Origin of the sequence: Kurthia sp. Dielmo (assembly GCF_000307285.2) — a bacterium.
In the GTDB taxonomy this organism is placed as follows: Bacteria; Bacillota; Bacilli; order Bacillales_A; family Planococcaceae; genus Kurthia; species Kurthia populi.
In genome coordinates, this window is the sequence record NZ_HE578968.1 from 25473 (window position 1) to 47300 (window position 21828).

20 protein-coding genes are annotated in these 21828 nt (G+C 41.7%); 4 read left to right on the forward strand and 16 right to left on the reverse strand.

What is annotated here, in order from left to right; translation table 11 throughout:
- Positions 1-20: 20 nt before the first annotated feature.
- From mfd to KTHG_RS20305, 6 genes are all read right to left on the reverse strand, one after another.
- The gene (gene mfd, locus KTHG_RS20280) at positions 21-3539 is read right to left on the reverse strand and encodes a transcription-repair coupling factor (protein ID WP_139996227.1); all 3519 of its coding nucleotides are present in this window, start codon (positions 3537-3539) and stop codon (positions 21-23) included.
- Positions 3540-3621: 82 nt separating this feature from the next.
- Entirely contained in the window at positions 3622-4185 is a 564-nt protein-coding gene (gene pth / locus KTHG_RS20285; protein ID WP_126988947.1) for an aminoacyl-tRNA hydrolase, read from the reverse strand.
- Positions 4186-4342: 157 nt separating this feature from the next.
- Positions 4343-4975 (reverse strand): 50S ribosomal protein L25/general stress protein Ctc, encoded by a 633-nt coding sequence (locus tag KTHG_RS20290; RefSeq protein WP_126988946.1) that lies wholly within the window; start codon positions 4973-4975, stop codon positions 4343-4345.
- A 229-nt stretch (positions 4976-5204) separates the two neighbouring features.
- Positions 5205-6164, reverse strand: coding sequence for a ribose-phosphate diphosphokinase (locus tag KTHG_RS20295; protein ID WP_126988945.1), 960 nt, complete (start codon positions 6162-6164; stop codon positions 5205-5207).
- Between the two features lie 39 nt (positions 6165-6203).
- Complete coding sequence (glmU, locus tag KTHG_RS20300) at positions 6204-7559, reverse strand: bifunctional UDP-N-acetylglucosamine diphosphorylase/glucosamine-1-phosphate N-acetyltransferase GlmU (protein ID WP_139996229.1); 1356 nt, start codon at positions 7557-7559, stop codon at positions 6204-6206.
- Between the two features lie 208 nt (positions 7560-7767).
- Complete coding sequence (locus KTHG_RS20305; RefSeq protein ID WP_139996231.1) at positions 7768-8859, reverse strand: IscS subfamily cysteine desulfurase; 1092 nt, start codon at positions 8857-8859, stop codon at positions 7768-7770.
- 86 nt (positions 8860-8945) lie between these two features.
- Between KTHG_RS20305 and nadB the strand changes: the two genes are divergently transcribed.
- Genes nadB through nadA form a run of 3 tightly spaced genes read left to right on the forward strand, consistent with a single transcriptional unit; the run spans position 8946 to position 12362 of the window.
- The gene (gene nadB / locus KTHG_RS20310) at positions 8946-10454 is read left to right on the forward strand and encodes an L-aspartate oxidase (protein WP_139996233.1); all 1509 of its coding nucleotides are present in this window, start codon (positions 8946-8948) and stop codon (positions 10452-10454) included.
- The gene (gene nadC, locus KTHG_RS20315; RefSeq protein WP_139996235.1) at positions 10408-11259 is read left to right on the forward strand and encodes a carboxylating nicotinate-nucleotide diphosphorylase; all 852 of its coding nucleotides are present in this window, start codon (positions 10408-10410) and stop codon (positions 11257-11259) included. The genes nadB and nadC overlap by 47 nt, the downstream gene beginning before the upstream one ends.
- Positions 11259-12362, forward strand: a complete 1104-nt coding sequence (gene nadA / locus KTHG_RS20320; protein WP_370362830.1) for a quinolinate synthase NadA — start codon at positions 11259-11261, stop codon at positions 12360-12362. Before nadC ends, nadA begins: the two co-directional genes overlap by 1 nt.
- Positions 12363-12413: 51 nt before the next feature.
- On the opposite strand, the gene spoVG is transcribed toward nadA, so the two are convergent.
- The 10 genes from spoVG to metG form a co-directional block, all read right to left on the reverse strand.
- Entirely contained in the window at positions 12414-12704 is a 291-nt protein-coding gene (spoVG, locus tag KTHG_RS20325) for a septation regulator SpoVG (protein WP_126988939.1), read from the reverse strand.
- Between the two features lie 176 nt (positions 12705-12880).
- The gene (locus KTHG_RS20330) at positions 12881-13252 is read right to left on the reverse strand and encodes a RidA family protein (protein ID WP_126988938.1); all 372 of its coding nucleotides are present in this window, start codon (positions 13250-13252) and stop codon (positions 12881-12883) included.
- A 3-nt stretch (positions 13253-13255) separates the two neighbouring features.
- Complete coding sequence (purR, locus tag KTHG_RS20335) at positions 13256-14083, reverse strand: pur operon repressor (protein WP_126988937.1); 828 nt, start codon at positions 14081-14083, stop codon at positions 13256-13258.
- A 67-nt stretch (positions 14084-14150) separates the two neighbouring features.
- Positions 14151-15005: a 4-(cytidine 5'-diphospho)-2-C-methyl-D-erythritol kinase gene (gene ispE / locus KTHG_RS20340; RefSeq protein ID WP_139996239.1), complete on the reverse strand. Its 855-nt coding sequence runs from the start codon at positions 15003-15005 to the stop codon at positions 14151-14153.
- 206 nt (positions 15006-15211) lie between these two features.
- The gene (veg, locus tag KTHG_RS20345) at positions 15212-15472 is read right to left on the reverse strand and encodes a biofilm formation stimulator Veg (RefSeq protein ID WP_029501085.1); all 261 of its coding nucleotides are present in this window, start codon (positions 15470-15472) and stop codon (positions 15212-15214) included.
- A gap of 138 nt (positions 15473-15610) precedes the next feature.
- A complete protein-coding gene (gene rsmA, locus KTHG_RS20350) occupies positions 15611-16489 on the reverse strand; it encodes a 16S rRNA (adenine(1518)-N(6)/adenine(1519)-N(6))-dimethyltransferase RsmA (protein ID WP_139996241.1) in 879 nt (292 codons plus the stop codon).
- A complete protein-coding gene (rnmV, locus tag KTHG_RS20355; protein WP_139996243.1) occupies positions 16482-17045 on the reverse strand; it encodes a ribonuclease M5 in 564 nt (187 codons plus the stop codon). Before rnmV ends, rsmA begins: the two co-directional genes overlap by 8 nt.
- A gap of 139 nt (positions 17046-17184) precedes the next feature.
- The gene (locus KTHG_RS20360; protein ID WP_126988933.1) at positions 17185-17907 is read right to left on the reverse strand and encodes a 3D domain-containing protein; all 723 of its coding nucleotides are present in this window, start codon (positions 17905-17907) and stop codon (positions 17185-17187) included.
- A 138-nt stretch (positions 17908-18045) separates the two neighbouring features.
- Positions 18046-18819 carry a TatD family hydrolase gene (locus KTHG_RS20365; protein ID WP_126988932.1) on the reverse strand — a complete coding sequence of 258 codons (774 nt, stop codon included), beginning with the start codon at positions 18817-18819 and terminating at the stop codon, positions 18046-18048.
- A 265-nt stretch (positions 18820-19084) separates the two neighbouring features.
- Positions 19085-21058, reverse strand: a complete 1974-nt coding sequence (metG, locus tag KTHG_RS20370; RefSeq protein ID WP_139996245.1) for a methionine--tRNA ligase — start codon at positions 21056-21058, stop codon at positions 19085-19087.
- Positions 21059-21419: 361 nt separating this feature from the next.
- On the opposite strand from metG, the gene KTHG_RS20375 reads away from it, so the two are divergent.
- Positions 21420-21698 (forward strand): transition state genes transcriptional regulator AbrB, encoded by a 279-nt coding sequence (locus KTHG_RS20375; RefSeq protein ID WP_126988930.1) that lies wholly within the window; start codon positions 21420-21422, stop codon positions 21696-21698.
- Positions 21699-21828: the final 130 nt, after the last annotated feature.

A 21828-nucleotide genomic window follows, 5' to 3' on the forward strand; every position in this document is an offset into this window, starting at 1 on the left:
GGATGCACCCGACCTCTTTTTTATGCTTCTTTTAATGCATCTGGTAAGCTAAGTACTAATTTTTCAAGTACATCAAATGGCAGCTCACCACTTACTTTACGCTCATCAATTGTGAGCGCCAATTTATTTTCTTCAAATGAGAAGCCGACTGCGCGGCCAAATTGCATCGAATCTGAAACGATTTTAGCACCGTCAACCATACTAGAGCCCATTTCTGAAAACTGGATGCGTACGATTTTGTTTTTCTCTTTAATCGACTCAACGCCCACCTTCATCGCAGACGCACGAATTAACGCGATATGCATTAGACGTTCAGTTTCAGCTGGCATATCACCGAATCGGTCCGTCATTTCATCGATTAATTCGTCATACATTTCCTGTCCATCAATTGCTTTAATGCGCTTATACATCTGGATTTTTTGGAAGCCATCCGGGATATATTCATCTGGAATATACGCATCATATGGCAGCATGATTTCTGGGTCTGGTAGACGCGGTTTAGTATCTTCTCCTTTTGCGGCACGACGCTCATTCACCGCTTCTTCAAGCATTTGTGAATACAAGTCGAAGCCGACAGAATCAATAAAGCCATGTTGCTGTGCACCGAGTAGGTTACCCGCACCACGAATCGATAAATCACGCATCGCAATTTTAAAGCCTGAGCCAAGCTCTGTAAACTCTTTAATCGCTTGTAGACGTTGTTCTGATACTTCGGTTAACACTTTGTCTCGTTGGTACATAAAGTACGCATAGGCGACACGATTTGAACGCCCTACACGTCCACGCAACTGATACAGTTGTGAGAGGCCCATATGGTCAGCATTGTTGACGATTAACGTATTGGCGTTTGGCATATCGACACCGGTTTCAATAATCGTTGTCGTCACAAGAACATCATATTCACCCTCAAGGAAACCGTAAATCATTGATTCAAGTTCAGATTCAGTCATCTTACCATGCGCATGCCCAATGCGTGCTTCTGGTACAAGCATCTGGATTTTTTCTACCTCACGTGCCATATCCTCGACACGATTGTGTAAGTAGAATACCTGACCACCACGTGACATTTCACGCTCAATTGCCTCGCGCACAAGCGCTCCGTTATATTCCATGACATATGTCTGTACTGGGAAGCGGTTTGCGGGCGGTGTTTCAATAACCGATAAATCACGTACCCCAACCATCGACATATGCAGTGTCCGTGGAATCGGTGTCGCCGTTAATGTCAGCACATCCACATTCGCACGTAATGTTTTAATTTTTTCCTTATGTGTCACACCAAAGCGCTGTTCTTCATCGACAATCAGTAAGCCTAAGTCATTGTAAATAACATCCTTCGATAATAAACGATGTGTGCCGACCACAATATCAATCGTGCCGTCTTTTAAGCCTTTAATCGTTTCATTTTGCTGCTTACGCGTACGGAAACGACTTAGCATACCGACATTAACGGCCTCTTCTTGGAATCGCTCCTGAAGCGTCTCAAAATGTTGCTGTGCTAAAATCGTCGTTGGCACAAGGAAGGCCACTTGCTTGCCATCTAAAATCGCCTTATATGCTGCACGGATTGCTACCTCCGTTTTACCGTAACCAACATCACCGCACACAAGTCGGTCCATCGGGCGTTCACGTTCCATATCTGCCTTCACTTCACGAATCGTCCGCAGTTGATCGTCCGTTTCCTCATACGGGAAATTCATTTCGAATGAACGGATTTCATCGCCATCAGGAGAGAAAGCATAGCCGCGCTCCGCCTCACGTTTGGCATAGAGCTTAATTAAATCATCCGCAATGTCCTGCACCGCAGAAGATACTTTTCGCTTCGTTTTTTGCCACTCTGCGCCGCCTAATTTATGCACTTTCGGGGTTTTATCCTCTGAAGCCACATATTTTTGAATTAAATCAATTTGGTCAACCGGTACGAATAATTTATCGTCACCGCGGTACATAATATTCAAATAATCCTTATGTTTGCCGCCTACCTCAAGCGTTTCAATACCGATGTATTTACCAATCCCGTGATGCACGTGGACGATATAGTCACCCGGCTTAATTTCACTATAACTTTTAATACGCTCGGCATTGGTCATTTTTTGAGGGCGTGTTTTTTTCTTCGGCTTCTGCTTAAATAGCTCTTCTTCCGTTACGACCGCAATACGCTGTAACGGTAGCTCAAACCCCGCCGATAAATTGCCAGCCATCGCATAAACACCAGGTCCTTGGGGCGCCCCTAGCTGCACATGAATATTATATTCATCAAACATCGATTGAATAACTGGCAAACGTTCCTCGTCTTCAGTCATAAATAGCACTGTGAAGGCACTATTTAACCAGCGCTCCATTTCATTTTGTAACATCGCCATTTGACCGTGGAAATGTTGCATCGGTTTACATGAAAAGGCCTCGGTTTGTTGGAATCGAACGCCCGCAAAACTACGTGCAAATAACGCAAAGTAAACGGATTGTTGCGATAGATTTGCCATAATCTCTTTTAAATTAAACGATGGCTTTACCGCGTGAACCATTTTGCCCGCTTCAATTAACGATAAGAACCATTCCTGCTCCTCATTTTCCCATGCCTCCATTACTTCTTGCACGCGACCAAGCTCGTCATAAATGACAACGCCATCTTTCGCAAAATAGTCACCTAAAAATGCCGGTTTATCATAAAGTAATGAGCCAAAACGATTCGTGTAATCCGGTAGCTCTGCTTGCTTTAATAAATCAATATCCGCTTGAATGTTTTCGTAGAGTAATGTTTTAATGTCATCCGACTGCACCTGCTTCAAGCTATCCGCTAGTGCCGTCTCAAGTCGTGCTGCCAATTGCTGACGTTGTACTTTTGTTAACACAAACTCCGTAGCAGGTAATATCATCATGTGTTCTAGCTTATCAATCGAACGCTGGTCATCTGCTGAAAACGTACGAATCGAATCAATTTCTGTATCGAAAAACTCCACACGTATTGGCGTTTCCATATACGGAGGATACACGTCTAAAATGCCACCACGCAGCGCAAATTCGCCAGGAGATGTCACCATTTCACCGCGGCTGTAGCCCATCACAACGAGCTGTTCGAGCACCGCATTTATATCGACGTCCTCACCAACAACTAATGGCACACGTAGTTTTTTCCATTCCTCTTTAGGTTGCATCATCTTACGCATACCAGCGATTGGAATAATGTACACACCACGTGCATCATGAATTAAATGATCGAGTGTTTCGATACGCGCCGCACGTAACTCCGGACTCGCTACGGTCATATCTGCAGCGATAAATTCATCCGCAGGATAATAATGCACAACGTCATCCCCTAATAATTTTGCGAGGTCGTCATACATTTTTTGTCCTTGTAATAAGTTTGGTGCCATAATATAAATCGGTTTATTTAATGCTTTAAAAATTGTGTCGATAAAGGCAGGTCTTGCACTTCCTGATAACCCTGTTACGAGCACATTGCTTAAACCTTGCTCAAGCTGCTCGATGAAATGGCTAACATGCTGATCCTGCATAAGTAGCTTGCGTAAAGCTTCCATTCGTGTTCCTCCCGTTTTTGCTATATATAAAAGGCTTTGACCTCACATTCGGCCAAAGCTCATTCCTTATTCGCTGAATCCATTATTTTTGATTAAACTTGTTCATTACTTCTGCAAATGGTTTTTCTGTGAAGAAAGCACAGGCATCCGCCGCCTTGTCGAATGCTTTTTCCATATCAGGCCATTCTTCTTTAGAAAAACGCGATAATACGTAATCCGGTACTTTCATGCCTTGTGGCGGACGACTAATGCCGATGCGCACACGGTTGAAGTTTTGTGTACCTAAATGCTGAATCAATGATTTAATACCATTATGGCCACCAGCACTACCTTTTTGGCGTAAGCGAAGGGTGCCTTTATCAATATCCATATCATCGTAAATAACGACAATGTCTTCGATATCGATATCATAATAATCCATTAATGGGCGCACTGCTTCACCAGATAAGTTCATATACGTTAATGGTTTCATTAACACAACCTTACCTTCTGGGCGGTGAGCCATTCCAAAAACAGCGTTAAATTTCGTTTGGTTCATATCGATGCCCCATTTATCTGCTAATACATCGATTGTATCGAACCCAACATTGTGATGTGTATGTTCATATTGCTTCCCTGGATTTCCAAGGCCAATAAATAATTTCATATGTGAAACCTCTTCCTTTTCAGTTGCTAATCATCCTTTATTTTAACATATGTTGTATGAAATAGCCGAGGAGACTCACTATCGCAAAAATAAAGGCGGGCATCACGCCAACTGCGCAATCCCCGCCTTTTTTATTTATAAGCTTTTCAATTCTAGCTTATTCTTCTTTAGCCTCTTCATCAACCGTACCGTTATCTGCAACTGGTTCAGTTGTTTCAAGATCTGCCTCAAGCTCAGCCTCAGATACTGGTGCTGATACTGTTACTAATACAACGTCATCCTCATCGACAATTGTAAAGTCTACTTTGTCGCGGATGTCGCCAACTGTTAACGTATCACCAATTGCTAATTCTGTAATATCGACTTCGATATTTTCAGGAATATCAGATGGTTTCACCGTTAATTTCAGCTCACGATTTGGTTGTTGTAATACGCCGCCTTCTTTAACGCCGACAGATGTACCTGTTGCAACAACTGGCACCTCAACCTCAAGTTCTTGACGCATGCTTACTGCTAAGAAGTCTAAGTGAATTAATTTGCCTTTAAGTGGCTCTTTTTGTACTTCTTTTAATACGGCATTCACCTTTTTGCCATCTACATCTAACGATAAGATTGCATTACGGCCCTCCGTACGAATTGTTTTTTCCAATTCTTTTTCGTTTACTGCGATTGGGGTAGACTCTGTTTTAAAGCCGTACACGATTGCTGGCACGTACCCCGTCTTACGCAATTCTGTTTTTACTGAACGCTTATGCGCTTCTCGAGCTTTTGCTTTGATTGATGTACTCATAAAAAAATTTCCCCTTTCTCATCTATCGAAAAAATTTATATTTGTTTGTGTCACATATAATCTCTTCCCAATATGAACGGAATTAAAACATTTACGAGTAAAAAGCACTACTTTTCAAGCAATTAAAACAAGCCCCTAACATGCATCGTAATAGGATTTGGCAACATTTTAATATAAAAAAAGGAAACTCGATAATTTTACCGAGTTCCCTTATCAAATACGTTAAATATTAATCAAATAATTTACTTACTGATTTGTTTTCGTAAATACGTACGATCGCATCAGCTAATAATTTTGCAACAGAAAGTTGGTGAATCTTTGGTGATTTTTTCTCTTCTGATAATTGGATTGAGTCAGTTACAACTAATTCTTTAATTACAGAGTTTTCGATACGTTCGATTGCTGGACCAGAAAGAACTGGGTGAGTACAGCAAGCGTAAACTTCTTTCGCGCCAGACTCTTTAAGAGCTGCAGCACCGATAGTGATTGTACCAGCAGTATCGATGATGTCATCGATTAAGATACATGTTTTGCCTTCAACATTACCAACGATGTTCATTACTTCAGCAACGTTTGGTTTTGGACGACGTTTATCGATGATAGCGATTGGTGCTTTAAGACGTTCAGCCATTTTACGCGCACGAGTTACGCCACCGTGGTCAGGTGATACGATTACTAAATCATTACCTTCGAAACCTTTTGATTTGAAGTGATCAGATAATAATGGAACACCTACTAAGTGGTCGATTAAGATATCGAAGAAACCTTGGATTTGTGGAGCATGTAAATCTAGTAATACTACGCGAGTTGCGCCAGCTGTTTCTAGAAGGTTTGCTACAAGTTTTGCCGTAATTGGTTCACGTGAACGTGCTTTACGATCTTGACGAGCATAGCCGTAATAAGGCATTACTACGTTTACTGTGCGTGCAGAAGCACGTTTCACAGCGTCGACCATGATTAATAACTCCATTAAGTTTTCGTTTACTGGAGCTGAAGTTGACTGCACGATAAATACGTCACAACCACGAATACTTTCCTCAATACTGATTTGAATTTCTCCATCACTGAAGTGTTTTACAGAACTTTTACCTAGCTCTACGCCCATTTCCTCGGCGATTGCAGAAGCAAGGGGTTCATTTGAGTTTAGTGAAAAGATTTTTAAATTTGAGTTAGCATATTGATACGGCATGATGGCCTCCTGTTTGATTATAAATTATTTTAAATTTAATTACTTCACGTAGTTTTCTTTGTTCTCTTGACGAGAGCGACCAATTGCAAGCGCGTTGTCCGGTACATCTTTTGAGACCGTCGTGCCCGCTGCAATTAGCGATTTTTCACCTAAAGTGACTGGTGCCATTAAGTTTGCATTACAACCAACGAACGCTTTGTCCTTGATGATTGTTTTGAACTTATTAACGCCATCATAGTTCACAGTAATTGTACCACAACCAATGTTGACGTCAGTACCAATCTCAGCATCGCCTAAGTAAGTTAAGTGAGAAGCTTTACTTCCCTCACCTAGTGTTGTTTTCTTCAATTCAACGAAGTTCCCAACTTTTGCGTGGTTGCCCACATTCGATGCCGGACGAAGATGTGCGAAAGGTCCAACGGCTACGTCTTCTCCAATAACACTTTCTTCTACAACCGAATTTTTCACGTTTGTACGATCGCCGATTTGGCTATCTTTAACGTGCGTATTCGGTCCGATAACACAATCTTCCCCGATAACTACTTTCCCTTCAAGCATTGTGCCTGGCAGTAAAATCGTATCGCGGCCGATTTCAACGTCGGTACCGATATACGTATTATCTGGATTAATGATTGTGACACCGTTACGCATATGTTTCTCATTGATGCGAGCGCGCATAAGTGTTTCCGCTTGTGCTAAAGCAAAGCGGTCATTAACACCAAGCGTTTCAGAGAAGTCATCGCAGATTGAAGCTGCAACGATTTCACCTTGCTCTTTTAGAATGCTAATAACGTCCGGTAAGTAGTACTCACCTTGAACGTTGTCATTGTTTACTGATTTCAATGCAGTAAATAATGCTTTGTTGTCAAAGCAATATGTGCCTGTATTGATTTCAGTTACTAAACGTTGTTCTTCTGTTGCATCTTTATGTTCGACAATCGCTTCAACTTGACCGTCAGCAGCGCGTAGAACACGACCGTAACCAGTTGGATCCTCCGCTACTGCAGTTAAAATTGTTGCTTTTGCGTTTTCAGATTCATGATGTTCGATAAGCGCTTTCATTGTTTCTGGACGAATCAATGGCGTATCACCACAAATAACGATTGTTGTCCCTTCAAGGTCGCCTAGTAATGATTCTGCTTGTTGAACGGCGTGACCTGTACCAAGCTGTTCGGCTTGTAGTACATATTCACTCTTATCGCCAAGTTGTTCTTTTACTTTTTCTGCACCATGACCAACAATTGATACTGTACGTGCTACATCAAGCGTTTGAATATGGTCTACCACATGTTCTACCATTGGTTTTCCACATACAGAATGAAGAACTTTATATAATTTAGACTTCATACGTGTGCCTTGGCCAGCAGCCAAAATAACGGCATAAATATTTTTCATGTCAGTAAGTCCTCCAATTAGCTGATTTTCTATTATGACTATATAGCAAATTTCGTTACTTTTCAAGGCTTTAAGACTTGACAAAAAGATGTCATACAACTTAAAATTAAAGCCTTTTGTTTTTTTATATAAGCAAAAATCTCTCGAAACTCTTGTGAAATCAATCTTTCAAGGAATGATTTGACAACTTGTCACTACAATTTACGTCTTAAAAATCATTTAAAATTTCACAAAGAATTTCAATTTCCTTTATCGTTGTCCGAGTACCAAATGAAATACGGAAAAATTGGCGCGCCTCATCAATTGACGCGCCCATTGCCATAATGGCTTTTGTTCCCGCTTCATGCGAACTATCACAAGCACTTCCAGTCGAGACCATCACCCCTCGTTCGCTTAGCCGTAACATGACATACTGCCCCTCATAGCCATGCACGAGTAAGCCACAAATACCAGGATACTGAACAGACGCTTCTAGTAACGTGTATTTATTACCCGCTAAACGCTTCTTTAACACGTTTCGAAGCGTTGTAAAATGCCGATGGTTTGTTTGATTACTACATGCCTCAGCTGCAACTGCAAACGCGCCATTTGCAGCCACATCCACTGTGCCACCTCGTAAGCCCTTCTCATGTGTTAATCCTGGGAAAAGAGGGACTATCCTGCTTCCCGGCTTAATATAAACCGCTCCACAGCTTTTAGGCCCGCCTATTTTATGAGCCGAACACGAAAAAGAATCAATATGCCGAACAAAATCGAGTGGCACTTTCGCAAAAGACTGTACACAATCTACATGTAGTAATACATCATGGCGCCGTGCGATTTCTGCAAGTTGCGCAATTGGCTGAATACTACCGATTTCCGGATTAATATGCTGTAGCGCAAGCATGCACGTATCGTTATCAATCATGCGCTCCACCTCATCACAGTCGATTAAGCCATTTTGCTGTAGCGGCAAACGCGTCACACGATAGCCCATGCGTTCAAGCGCATTCATCGCCGCATGTACCGACGTATGCTCGGCCATTGACGTAATAATGTGCCGCTTCTTTGATGCGAGTGCGAGCGACATAATGCCAATTAAATTAGCCTCGGTGCCACTGCCGGTAAAATAAATTCCTCGTGCCTCAACGCCTGCAATACGCGCAATCATCGCCCGTGCATTGTCGAGTACTTGCTTTGCCATCCAGCCATCCTCATGCAAGCTAGATGCATTACCATAATATTGTCGTGCAATTTTTTCATACGTTTCAAGCGCCGCCTCACTCATCGGTGATGTGGCCGCATAATCTAAATAAACCATCGCAATCCCCTTTTCTAGCTCTTGTCTTATTGAATATTTTATGTAAATATATGTGACAAGACAACTGTAAAAGAAGGTATGTACACATGCATGTAGACATTATCATCCTCGGTAGCGGCATTGCGGCACTTCAAACGGCACGCCTGCTACCAAAACACAAGCACGTCTTAGTTATTACGAAAGGTGATTTGCGCACGAGTAGCTCATATATTGCGCAAGGTGGCATTGCGTCTGTCACACAGCCAAAGGATTCATTTGCGAGCCATATCGCAGACACACTTGCTGCTGGTGTCGCGCATAATTACGAGCCACATGTTAACAACCTTGTTACGGATGGCAAGACGGCGCTTGATGCGCTCATCACGCAAGGCTTTGCTATCGATGCGCACGTTGGTTTAGAGGGCGCACATAGTCATCACCGCATCGTTCATGCTGGCGGTGATGCGACCGGGCGACATTTAACCGAGCATTTAATCAACCAGCTTCCTAGCAATGTACACATCCATACACATGAACTTGCCTATGCGCTATTGCACAATACAGCAGGTGACATTATCGGTGTTCGGACAACAACGCAATGTTATTTTGCAGCGCAGACGATTATCGCAACGGGCGGGGCTGGCGCGCTCTACACGTACACATCTAATCAACCTAAAAGTTTCGGTGATGGTATCGCAATGGCCGCACTCGCCGGGGCAGCTGTTGCCGATATGGAATTTATGCAATTTCACCCAAGCTTATTGTATAAAGATGAACGTTGCTTTGGACTTGTATCTGAAGCGGTGCGCGGGGCCGGTGCACGTTTTGTAGACGATACCGGCGATTACTTTATGAATGGACAAGACCTTGCACCTCGTCACATCACAGCACGCGCCGTCTATGAGCGTCGTGCAGCCGGTCATGACGTCTATTTAGACATTTCAGCGATTGCAAATTTTGAACAACATTTTCCGACTGTTAGTGCCATTTGTCAGCACGCAGACGTTCCACTATCCACGCAGCGTATTCCGATTGCACCGGGTAGCCACTTTTTAATGGGCGGCATTTTAACCGATGATGTTGGGCAAACGTCACTGCGAGGCTTATATGCGGTCGGCGAAGCGGCATGTAGTGGCGTCCACGGGGCGAATCGCCTCGCGAGCAATTCATTATTAGAAGGACTGGCGTTTGGTATGCGCCTTGCAGAGCATTTAGCACAAGCGCCAGCACAAACAAATTGGCACTTGCGGCATGCACCTGTCGCACCAAATACGGCGCTATTGCCGCTTGAACAACTTCAACAACTTATGATGCAGCACGCCGGTATTATGCGAAGCGGACTTACGTTACAACAGCTTAAAAATAAGCTCCCGATTATCCACCAGATTGCGCCGGACCAGGCCGAGCTCGCACTTGCACATGTGACTGCACGATTGATTGTCAGCGGAGCACTTGCACGCCAAGAAACACGCGGGGCGCATATACGCGAAGATTACCCTCAACAAAATGACGCGCTATCAAACCGCTTATTGATACAACAACAGCACACCATCATTAGGAGGACATGGCATGAATTTATTCAAACTACAGCACATGCTGAAAGAATTTTTTATTGAAGATATTGGCGACAATGATTTATCGAGTACGACGATTTTCCCAGCAGATGAAGCCGGACAATTTTCTTTTTATGCAAAAGAAGACGGTATTTTTTGCGGCACGCCTATTATCGAAACGGGCTTTGCGCTATTGCATCCATCTATTCGCGTCACAATGCACGTAGCAGAAGGTGCGCGCATTGCATACGGCGACAAACTTGCAACGATTGCAGGGCCGATTCAACTCTTATTGTCAGGCGAACGTGTCGTACTAAATCTCGTACAGCGCCTTTGTGCAATTGCTACGATGACACACGCTGCCACTTCGCAAACAGCCGGCACAACGACAAAAATTTGCGATACGCGTAAAACGACACCGGGGCTACGAATGCTCGAAAAGTATGCCGTACGTATCGGCGGTGGCTACAATCATCGCAGCGGCTTATATGACTGCATTATGTTAAAGGACAACCATATCGCGTTTTGCGGTTCGATTACTGAAGCAGTGACGCGCGCACGCCAAGCGATTGGGCACACCGTCAAAATCGAGGTCGAAATCGAAACGCGCGCGCAACTTCAAGAAGCGATCGAGGCGCACGCGGACATTATTATGTTTGATAATCAAACACCTGAAACGATTCGTGAGTGGCAACAGCTCGTACCAGAGACGATTGTCACCGAGGCATCAGGCGGTATTACACTCGACACGATTGCTAGCTACGCACAAAGTGGCGTTCACTATATTTCACTTGGCTTCCTGACACATTCGGTGAAAGCTTTCGATATTTCTGCACTTGTTGAACTGAAAGGAGCGTTAAACGCATGATGAATCCAACATTATTCGATCAATTATCAAAATTACCTGAACGTTATAAAACGATGTCTACAACGGAAATGGAGGCGCGCGTTCGAGCGATTAAACAACAGCTTGGTGAGGAGCTTTTCATCCCAGGTCATCACTATCAGCGCGATGAAGTCATCCAATTTGCCGACGCGGCAGGTGATTCTCTGCAGCTCGCACAAATTTGCGCGAGCAACACGCGCGCGAAACATATCGTTTTTTGCGGCGTGCATTTTATGGCCGAGACTGCCGATATGCTAACAAAAGATGACCAAACAGTTTACCTACCAGACATGCGTGCTGGTTGCTCGATGGCCGATATGGCAAATATCGAGCAAACAGAAAGCGCTTGGCAACAACTTCAGCAGTTATTCGGCGATACGATTGTGCCGCTGACATACGTCAATTCGACTGCGAGCATCAAAGCTTTTGTCGGTCGTCACGGCGGGGCATGTGTCACGTCATCAAATGCAAAAACGATGGTCGAATGGGCCTTTCAGCAAAAGTCTCGCCTATTATTTTTACCAGACCAGCATCTTGGACGTAATACCGCATTTGCGCTCGGTGTGCCACTTGAACATATGGCTGTCTGGGACCCGATTCGTGAAAAGCTCGAATATGATGGTGAGCTTGAAGACGTACAAGTGATTTTATGGAAAGGCCATTGTTCGGTCCATGAAGGTTTTAATAAATGGCATATTGACGACATTCGTAAAAATGACCCGGACATGCGCGTTATCGTCCATCCTGAATGTAGTCATGACGTCATACAGGCGGCCGATGATAACGGGTCGACAAAGTATATTATCGACACGATTGAAAGCGCTCCTACAGGTTCTCGCTGGGCGATTGGCACCGAGATGAATCTCGTGAAGCGCCTGATTACGAAGCACCCTGATAAACACATCATTTCTCTCAATACGAATATGTGCCCTTGTTTAACAATGAATCGAATTGATTTGCCACATCTATTATGGGCGCTTGAGACGATTGTAGAAGGCGGTCGCGGCAATGTCATCACCGTTGACGCCGACACAACAGCGCAATCAATTCACGCATTAGAGCGCATGTTACAATTTGCGAAATAAAAAAAGAGGCCTCCCGCCAAAAGGAGACCTCTTTTTTTATGACCTTTTATTTTATACTTGTTCAACAATGCTCTCTTCCTCATTCGTTTCTTCCGCATTTTCATACGCGATTAAGACAGATTGTTGAATCTTTGTACGCATATCTGAGTTAATCGGATGTGCAATATCTCGGAACTCACCATCGGGCGTACGTTTGCTCGGCATAGCGACAAACAGTCCCGTATTCCCGTCAATCACGCGAATATCATGCACAACAAACTCGTTGTCTAGTGTGATGGAAGCGATCGCACGCATGCGACCATCCGTTTGAACACGGCGTAATCGTACATCAGTTACTTCCATTCTTTTCACCACCTCTCATCTTAGATGCAAAAATTAACTCTTTCCTACTGTTATATTCGGCAAAAAAACATTTTTTCCTTCTTTTCATAAAAATATTTTTTGGAAATTTCAAAAAACTTACTTTAAAAAGAAAAAAAGAGAACCTGCTTATGCAGATTCTCTCCTCTCTATTGAAATTATACGAGTGCGATAACTTCGATTTCTACTTTAACATCTTTAGGTAAACGCGCTACTTCCACACAGCTACGTGCTGGTTTGTGGTCGCCGAAATGACGTGCGTATTCTTCGTTTAACTCACCGAATTCATTCATATCTGAAATGAATACCATCGTTTTCACGACTTTGTCTAATGAAGAACCCGCTTCAGCTAATACCGCTTTTAAATTTTCGAAAACTTGGTTTGTTTGTTCCGTAATTGTTCCTTCTACAAGGCTACCATCCGCAGTTAATGGGATTTGACCTGAGCTATAGAACATGTTGTTCACAATAACACCTTGCACGTACGGACCGATTGCCGCAGGTGCATTATTTGTTGCTACTACTTTCATTACTTAGTTTCCACCCTTCGAAAAATAATTACCCTCCGTTAACTCAATCGTACGATCCTTCTCATTGACTTCTCTTAATTTCACTAATGAATAATAATCATCGACTAAGCGTTCATCGGGATGTTCAGCCTCAACTAGCACAGCAATGCCCGCTAGTGTACAGTCGAACTCTTCTAATAAATTCTTCATCCCGTTCATCGTACCGCCAACCTTCATAAAGTCGTCGGTGATAAGCACGCGCTGACCACTCTTCATACTACGTTTTGATAGCACCATCGTTTGAATACGACGTGAAGAGCCTGATACATAATTAATACTTACAGTAGAGCCTTCTGTCACTTTATTATCGCGACGTACAACCACAACCGGAACATTCAAATGACGTGCAATCGCATGTGCAATTGAAATCCCTTTCGTTGCTACGGTCATAATAACATCTATTTCTTGATCACAAAATGCTGAGGCAAATACTTTACCAACTTTGTTGATTAACTCGGGGTTACCAAGTAAGTCGGTCATAAATAAATAGCCACCAGGCAGCAGGCGATCGGAATGACTTAATTCTTTAATTAGCTCTGTAATAACTTTCTTAGCTGATTCTTCAGGAACTTTAGGGATGTATTTTACACCACCAGCCGCACCTGGGACTGTAATTAAATGGCCAATCCCTCTTTCTTCAAATGTATCTTTCACAATCGATAAGTCTTCGCTAATGGAGGACTTTGCCGACTGATATGATTCAGCGAAAAATGTAAGGGGGATTAATTGTTGTGGATGCTCCAATAAATAATGCGTCATGTCTACAAGACGCTCACTACGCTTCCATTTCATGAAACCCTCTCCTAAATACGAATGTTTTATACAAAAAATACCATAATTATACGTGTTTATGCAAGCACTATCGGTCGCCGAGTAGGCGCACTGCATATACTTCATCACAAAAACCTTTGAGTCCATTTACAATACGAGTTGTACGCGCCTCTGTCTGCACGAGCGCAAACACTGTCGGGCCGCTACCGCTCATAAGCACACCGTCCGCACCAAAGCGTTTCATTTGTTCTTTAATGCTAGATACTTCAGGGTGCATATCAAGCGTAACGCTCTCTAATACATTGCCTAGTGTACCACACATCTTAGCGTAATCATTCGTCTTAATTGCTTCGACCATACGAGCTGTATCCGGGTGCTTCACATCATCTAGATTCAAGCCACCATAAACTGCCGCAGTCGATACACCAATTGTTGGCTTCGCTAAAATAACCCAACTGCTTGGTGGTGCTGCGATATGTTCGATCTTTTCGCCGCGTCCGCGCGCAATTGCGGTACCGCCATATACACAAAATGATACATCTGAGCCAATCTCTGCACCTAATTCAGCTAGCTCATCAAGTGATAACCCAAGGCTCCATAATTCATTTAAACCTTTTAAAGTTGCTGCTGCATCACTACTACCACCTGCAAGTCCAGCTGCTACTGGAATTTGCTTATCGATTGAAATTGAAACGCCTGAATTTACATTGAAGCGATCCTTCAATAGCTTCGCTGCTTGATACGCCAAATTACGTTGGTCATCTGGAACAAAGTTATTACTTGAATGAATGAAGATTTCGCCATCTTGACGTAACTCCAAACCAACACGGTCTGCTAAATCAACCGTCGTCATAATCATCTCTACTTCATGGTACCCATCTGGACGTTTATGTAATACATCCAATGTTAAATTTATTTTCGCAGGTGCTTTTACGTAAAGCATATGCTTACCTCACTTTCCTATCTGGCCATCATCGCCCTTTGTTACTGTGTATTATTTTAACACATCAAGACTTTCACATGACGGTTTCAGACATGAAAAAAGCCACGCCAAAAATTCTGCGTGGCTCCGAAAATAAAACACTTATAAAACGGCCCTTCAAACAAGAAGGAATGTTTTATAAGTGCCCGAAAAAATATAAATGCTTACTATTCGGCGATAGCCAGTTTCGACTCGCCTTCGAATGTAATCTCTACTGCTTCTGTTAAGATATCTGTGTAACTGTAAGAAACGCGTTCAAATGCGTTTTCATCTTGATCAAGGTCTACAACGAATACTGCACGATATGTTTCGCGAAGTACACCTGCTCGCTCGATTGTTTTCTTACGGCCACCATTTGCTTTCAATTGCATGCGTTGGCCTAAATGACTGTCTAACGACTTTTTAATGTCGGCTAATGTTTTTGGCATTATGCTTACACCTCACTATAACCTAGTATAACAAGGTACCCTTTAAAAGTCAAGCACAAATTTATATTTTATCAATCTACATTTTCTATGTCAATTATTTTATAGCATTTTTTCTATGATTTTTTTTCATAGACGCTATTAGTTAAAATATGGGTGCAATGCATCCGCTAATGCGCCAAATTCTGCGATTGATAATGTTTCACCGCGGCGTGATGGCTCTACGCCAGCTTGCTTAAGCGCACGTAAAATATCTTCTTTCTTCGCTTTACCATTTGGTAGCTGTGATTGAAGATTGTTTAGTAACGTTTTACGACGTTGTGCAAAGGCTGCACGCGTTACGCTAAAGAAGAACTCCTCATCGATTACAGTAACTGGTGGCTCTTCATGACGGATTAATTTTAAAACAGCTGAATCAACATTTGGTTGTGGCATAAATACCGTTTTTGGCACAATCATTGCCACTTCCGCTGTACAGTAATATTGAACCGCAATTGATAGTGAACCATATGCTTTCGTTCCTGGTTTCGCTGAAATACGATCTGCTACTTCTTTTTGCATCATCACCACAAAGCCACGTAACGGCAGATTTTCTGTTAATAATTTCATTAAAATCGGTGTCGTCACGTAATACGGTAAGTTTGCGACCACCATGATGTCTTTAAAGCCCGCAAGCTCTGAGTCGATTAAACCCTTCACATCCGCCTTTAAAACGTCTGAATGAACGATTTTAACGTTATCATACGGACTTAATGTATCTTCTAATACTGGTAATAGACGTTGGTCAATCTCAAATGACATGACCTTGCCTGCTTCGCGTGCTAAATGCTCTGTTAAAGCGCCAATCCCAGGCCCTACTTCGATTGCTGCACTATCCTTTGTTAAATCTGCGTGGCCTACAATATTACGTAAAATATTTGGGTCGATTAAAAAGTTTTGACCTAAGCTCTTTTTAAATGAGAAACCATATTTCTTTAAAATTTCCTGCGTACGAATCGGTGTTGCGATATCTTTATGCATTCTCTTCCTCCTGATTAACTTGCGCAATTGCTGCGCCAAATTGTTGCTCGGTAATTTGGAACATTTCCAAACGTTTTACGAGCTGCTTGCCGTTTGTAGAACCAATATTTAAAATTTCCCCTAGACGATCACGACGTTTTTTTGCAGACGGGTGACCAATTAGATGAGCCATTAATATATCTTCTCGCGTAATCGTACACGCCGGAGCATCCTCTTGTACGGTATAGACATTTTCAAGGGCATAGCGAATATCTTCTGACTTCGCATGTTCAATACCTAAGCTCTTGCCATTTTTAGCAATGGTTTTCTTCTTCGGTAAAAACGCATGCTTGATTCCCTTCACATGCTCCTCAATAATTGCACGAATGCGGCGGCCAGGATAATCAGGGTCCGTAAAGACGATGACCCCTCTCACATCTTGTGCATGCTGAATGCGTTGTAAGCACTCTGCAGAAATCGCTGAACCATTCGTTTCAATCGTATCGGCATTTACCGAACGCTTAATCGCTGTCGTATCATCCTTACCCTCAACAACAATAATTTCTTTTATGTCCACTTGTGTGAATCCTCTTTTCGTTAATTACTACGTTCTAAAAATAAACAATATGCTTATTATAATATGTTCGACGCAAAATAAAAAGTGTCGCGTTTTTGGCATAAAAAAAGCAGCCTCACTTTTATGAAGCTGCCTACGATTATTTATAAACGGTTACCGTTACTGAACGACGACCCCAGTTTAAAGCTTTTGATTTTGATGACATGAATACGTCGATTTTATTCCCTTTAATTGCGCCACCTGTATCGCCTGCTACAGCTAAGCCGTAACCTTCAACGTATACTTTAGAGCCTAATGGGATGACACGAGGGTCAACTGCGATTACTTTTTTGTTTGGATTCGCACGTAAGTTGATACCTGTTGCTGTGCGTCCCGAACAACCTGCACAGTATGCAGTGTATGCTGTTGATGACACGGTAAATGTACGAGCGCTAGAACCCGTTTTTGTAATACCTGATAAGTATTTAGAGTTTACATAACCTTTTTTGCCTTTGTAAGAAACTTTTACCCAGTTTCCTTTACGGCCACCAACGTATGTAACTTTTTTACCTTTTGGAATTTTGTACTTAATGCGGTAGCTTACACCTGCACCAGCACGAGCATTTAAATATGCTGTTGTTTTCACTGTTTTATTTGCGACAGTTGAAATTTTTTCACCAGCGAAGCGATTCGCGTAATCTGTTGCTGCTTTATCTTGTTGTTCTGTTGTTTTAACTTCTTTTGTTGCCTGTTCATTAGTTGCAGTACTAAATACTGTAGCTACTACAAACGCAATCATAAGTGTAAGTGCTGTTAACAGCATTACGGTTTTAGAGTTTTTTAATGATTCCGGGAACAGTTTTTTCATGGAATTGTTTGACATGAAAAATACCTCCTTATTCACTCGTTGGATTATATAGAGTGTCTTTAGTCCCTGTCAACAGCAGATGAATTTTACATAAAAAGGAAAACCTTATTGTACCAACGTTTTCGTGAGTTTGGAGGAATTAGTTCCAAAGTTTCATTTTATGTTATAGAAACGATGTGCATTTTCGGTCGTCACACGCTCTACCTCTTCGACCGCTATTCCGCGTAGTTGCGCGATTTCTGCGGCGATTAGAGGGATGTATGACGGCTCGTTCCTTTTACCCCGATTTGGATGTGGCGCAAGGAAAGGTGCGTCCGTTTCTAAAATAATTCGTTCAAGCGGTATTTCTGCGGCGACTTTTTTAGGTGTTTTTGCATTTTTGAATGTTACAGGGCCACCTAATCCGACGTAGAAATTTAACTTTTCGATAATCACTTCTGCGATTTCGACGCTTGCGCTGAAGGAGTGCATGACGCCTCCCACCTCTTCCGCATGTTCTTCCATTAACATGCGTACACAATCACCAGTTGCCTCGCGATTATGAATAATAATTGGGAGTTTTACGCGTTTCGCAAGCTGAATTTGCTTGCGGAAGATTTCTTCTTGCACATCTTTGGGTGACTTATCCCAATGATAATCCAATCCTGTTTCTCCAATGGCGACGACTTTGTTATGTTCAGTTGCTAATTTTTCAATCCATGCTAGATCTTCGTCTGTACAATCGATTGCATCAACTGGATGCCAGCCGATCGCTGCGTAAATAAAATCGTATTGCTCAGCAAGTTCAAGCGCTCGCTCAATCGTTGGTCGGTCAAAACCAATCACAACCATCTCTTTGACGTTGTTTTCAAAGGCGCGCTCAATCACCTGATCTAAATCTTCGTTGTATTGCTCGTTGTTTAAATGGACATGCGTATCGATAAACATATGACATGCTCCTTTTCTGAGATTTATTGTACTCATTAAAACCATTTCATAAATAACTTCTATATTACATTTATATTACAAATATTATAAATAGCTAAAAAATCGTCACCTTTTTACGTAAAAAGAAAGTGTAATTTGACATATAAAGTAACTTATTCACACTATATAATTATTAATTCTAAACATATTTTTGCTATTTTTTGGTAAGTATAATAGAAAAGGACCGCGCTAACAGCACGATCCTTTCATTAAAATCATCCAATAATTAACGTACGCGAGCGCCGTTTTCTAACGTTGGATCTACTTGTGCAAGTTTTAATGTATCCCCTACACCGCCAGCTAAAATCATCCCTTGAGATAGTTCGCCGCGAAGTTTTACTGGTTTTAAGTTCGCCACAACGATTACTTTTTGACCGACTAATTCTTCTGGTGTGTAGTAAGCAGCAATACCTGATACAACTTGGCGTTGTTCATAGCCAAGATCCACTTGAATTTTTAATAACTTGTCTGCTTTTTTCATTTTTTCAGCCGCTAATACTGTACCGACACGAAGCTCTACTTTCATGAAATCATCAATTGTAATTTCTTCTTCGTGTTCGATATCTTCCGCTGCCGCTTCTTCTTTTTTAGGCTCTTCCTGAACTGTTTTTACAGAACCACGCATTTGCTCACGGATATACGCTACTTCTACTTCATTGTCTAAACGAGGGAAAATAGGTTCACCTTTTGAAATAACCGTTGTACCAGCTGGAATCACGTTTGTAGCCGTTAATGTATCCCATGCTAATAACTCTTCTGATAGCCCTAATTGACGTAAAATCTCTTTTGGCGATTTTGTCATAAATGGTTGAATCATGACCGCTACACGGCGAAGATTTTCAGCTAAGTTATACATAACTGTACCTAACTTCGGTTTTAATGCTTCGTCTTTCGCTAGTACCCATGGTTCAGTTTCATCGATATATTTGTTTGTACGAGACACTAATGTCCAAATATCAGCTAACGCAACGCTAAATTGCATTTTTTCCATATTGTTTTCGAATTTTGTTAATGATTCTTTTGCAGTTGCTTCAAGCGCTGCATCAAAATCTGTAGGCTCTAAACCTTCAGTTGGAATGACACCACCAAAGTATTTATTCATCATTGAAACAGTACGGTTTAATAAGTTACCAAGGTCATTGGCAAGGTCAAAGTTTGTACGTTCAACGAATGATTCTGGTGAGAATACACCATCTGAACCGAATGGTAGCTCACGTAATAGGAAGTAACGTGTTGCATCAAGGCCGTAGCGCTCGATTAACATTTCTGGATACACAACATTGCCTTTTGATTTCGACATTTTGCCGTCTTTCATCATAATAAAGCCATGTGCGAATACTTTCTTCGGTAATGGTAAATCTAATGCCATTAAGAAGATTGGCCAATAGATTGTATGGAAACGTACGATATCCTTCCCTACTACATGAACATTTGCAGGCCAGTATTTTTTGAAGTCTGCATCATTGTCTGTATCATAGCCTAATGTTGTTAAATAGTTTGTTAAAGCATCTACCCATACGTAAATAACATGCTTCTCGTCGCCAGGGACACGGATACCCCAATCAAATGATGTACGAGATACAGATAAATCTTCAAGACCTGGTTTAATGAAGTTATTCACCATTTCATTTTTACGAGACTCTGGCTCGATGAAACCTGGGTTTTCATCATAATATTGAAGTAAACGATCCGCGTATTTCTTCATATTAAAGAAGTAAGACTCTTCTTTTACTTTATGCACAGGACGACCGCAGTCAGGACAATTGCCATCTACTAATTGTGTTTCTGTAAAGAATGACTCACATGGTGTACAGTACCAGCCTTCATATTCACCTTTGTAAATATCACCATTGTCTAGGAAGCGTTTGAAGATTTTTTGTACAGCTGTTGTGTGACGTTCTTCTGTTGTTTGGATAAAGTCATCATATGAAATATCCATTTGAGCCCATAATTTTTTCGCAGCATCTGCAATTTCATCGACATAGACTTTAGGAGCCTTGCCTGCTTCTTCTGATTTCTCTTGAATTTTTTGACCGTGTTCATCCATCCCTGTTTGGAATCGTACGTCAAATCCTCGTAAGCGTTTGTAGCGTGCCATCGTATCAGCAGCTACTGTTGTGTAGGCCGTGCCAATATGGAACTTGCCGCTTGGATAATAAATCGGTGTTGTGATATAAAATGTTTCTTTTTCTTTGTTCACGAAAGCTTCCTCCAGTGTTATACAGTATACCTACTATTCTATCTAAGTAGACAAATTGAAGCAACGATAGTTTATTTTGTCGATTTTGTGTAGAAATTTGTCGAATTAATATCTCGAATTAAAAACACTATTATAAGCGTGAAAATCATCGAAAAAAGCAGTTTTTGGCTAATTAAATCATTTTTTTACGCAATCCTACCTCCATATAAACCATATATTTGAAAAAAAGTTTCGAAACTAGGAGAAAAAATAATTGACGATTATGGTATTAGTTGGTATGATTAGTTCCAGACAAAGAAATGATGTCGAATTTTGACGAAACAAAAAAATAGATCAAACAATTATTAGGAGGAGATTCATCATGAAATCTACAGGTATTGTACGTAAAGTTGACGAATTAGGTCGCGTGGTTATTCCTATCGAATTACGCCGCACATTAAGCATTGCAGAGAAAGACGCTTTAGAAATTTATGTGGATGATGATAAAATCATCTTAAAAAAATATATGCCTAACATGACTTGTGCTGTAACAGGTGAAGTATCAGACGATAACTTCCGTCTTGCTGGTGGTAACTTAATCTTAAGCCCAGAAGGCGCACAAATCTTAGTAAAAGAAATCCAATCTAAATTAAACAAATAATTTAGTAGTGTAACATCCCATTTTCCAATCCCTTAAAATAGTTAAACCCTTGTTTTTGTATGTGAAAATTATATAAATAGAGGCCCCGATGAATTTTCGCCGATTCATCGGGGCTACGTTTTTATTTGGA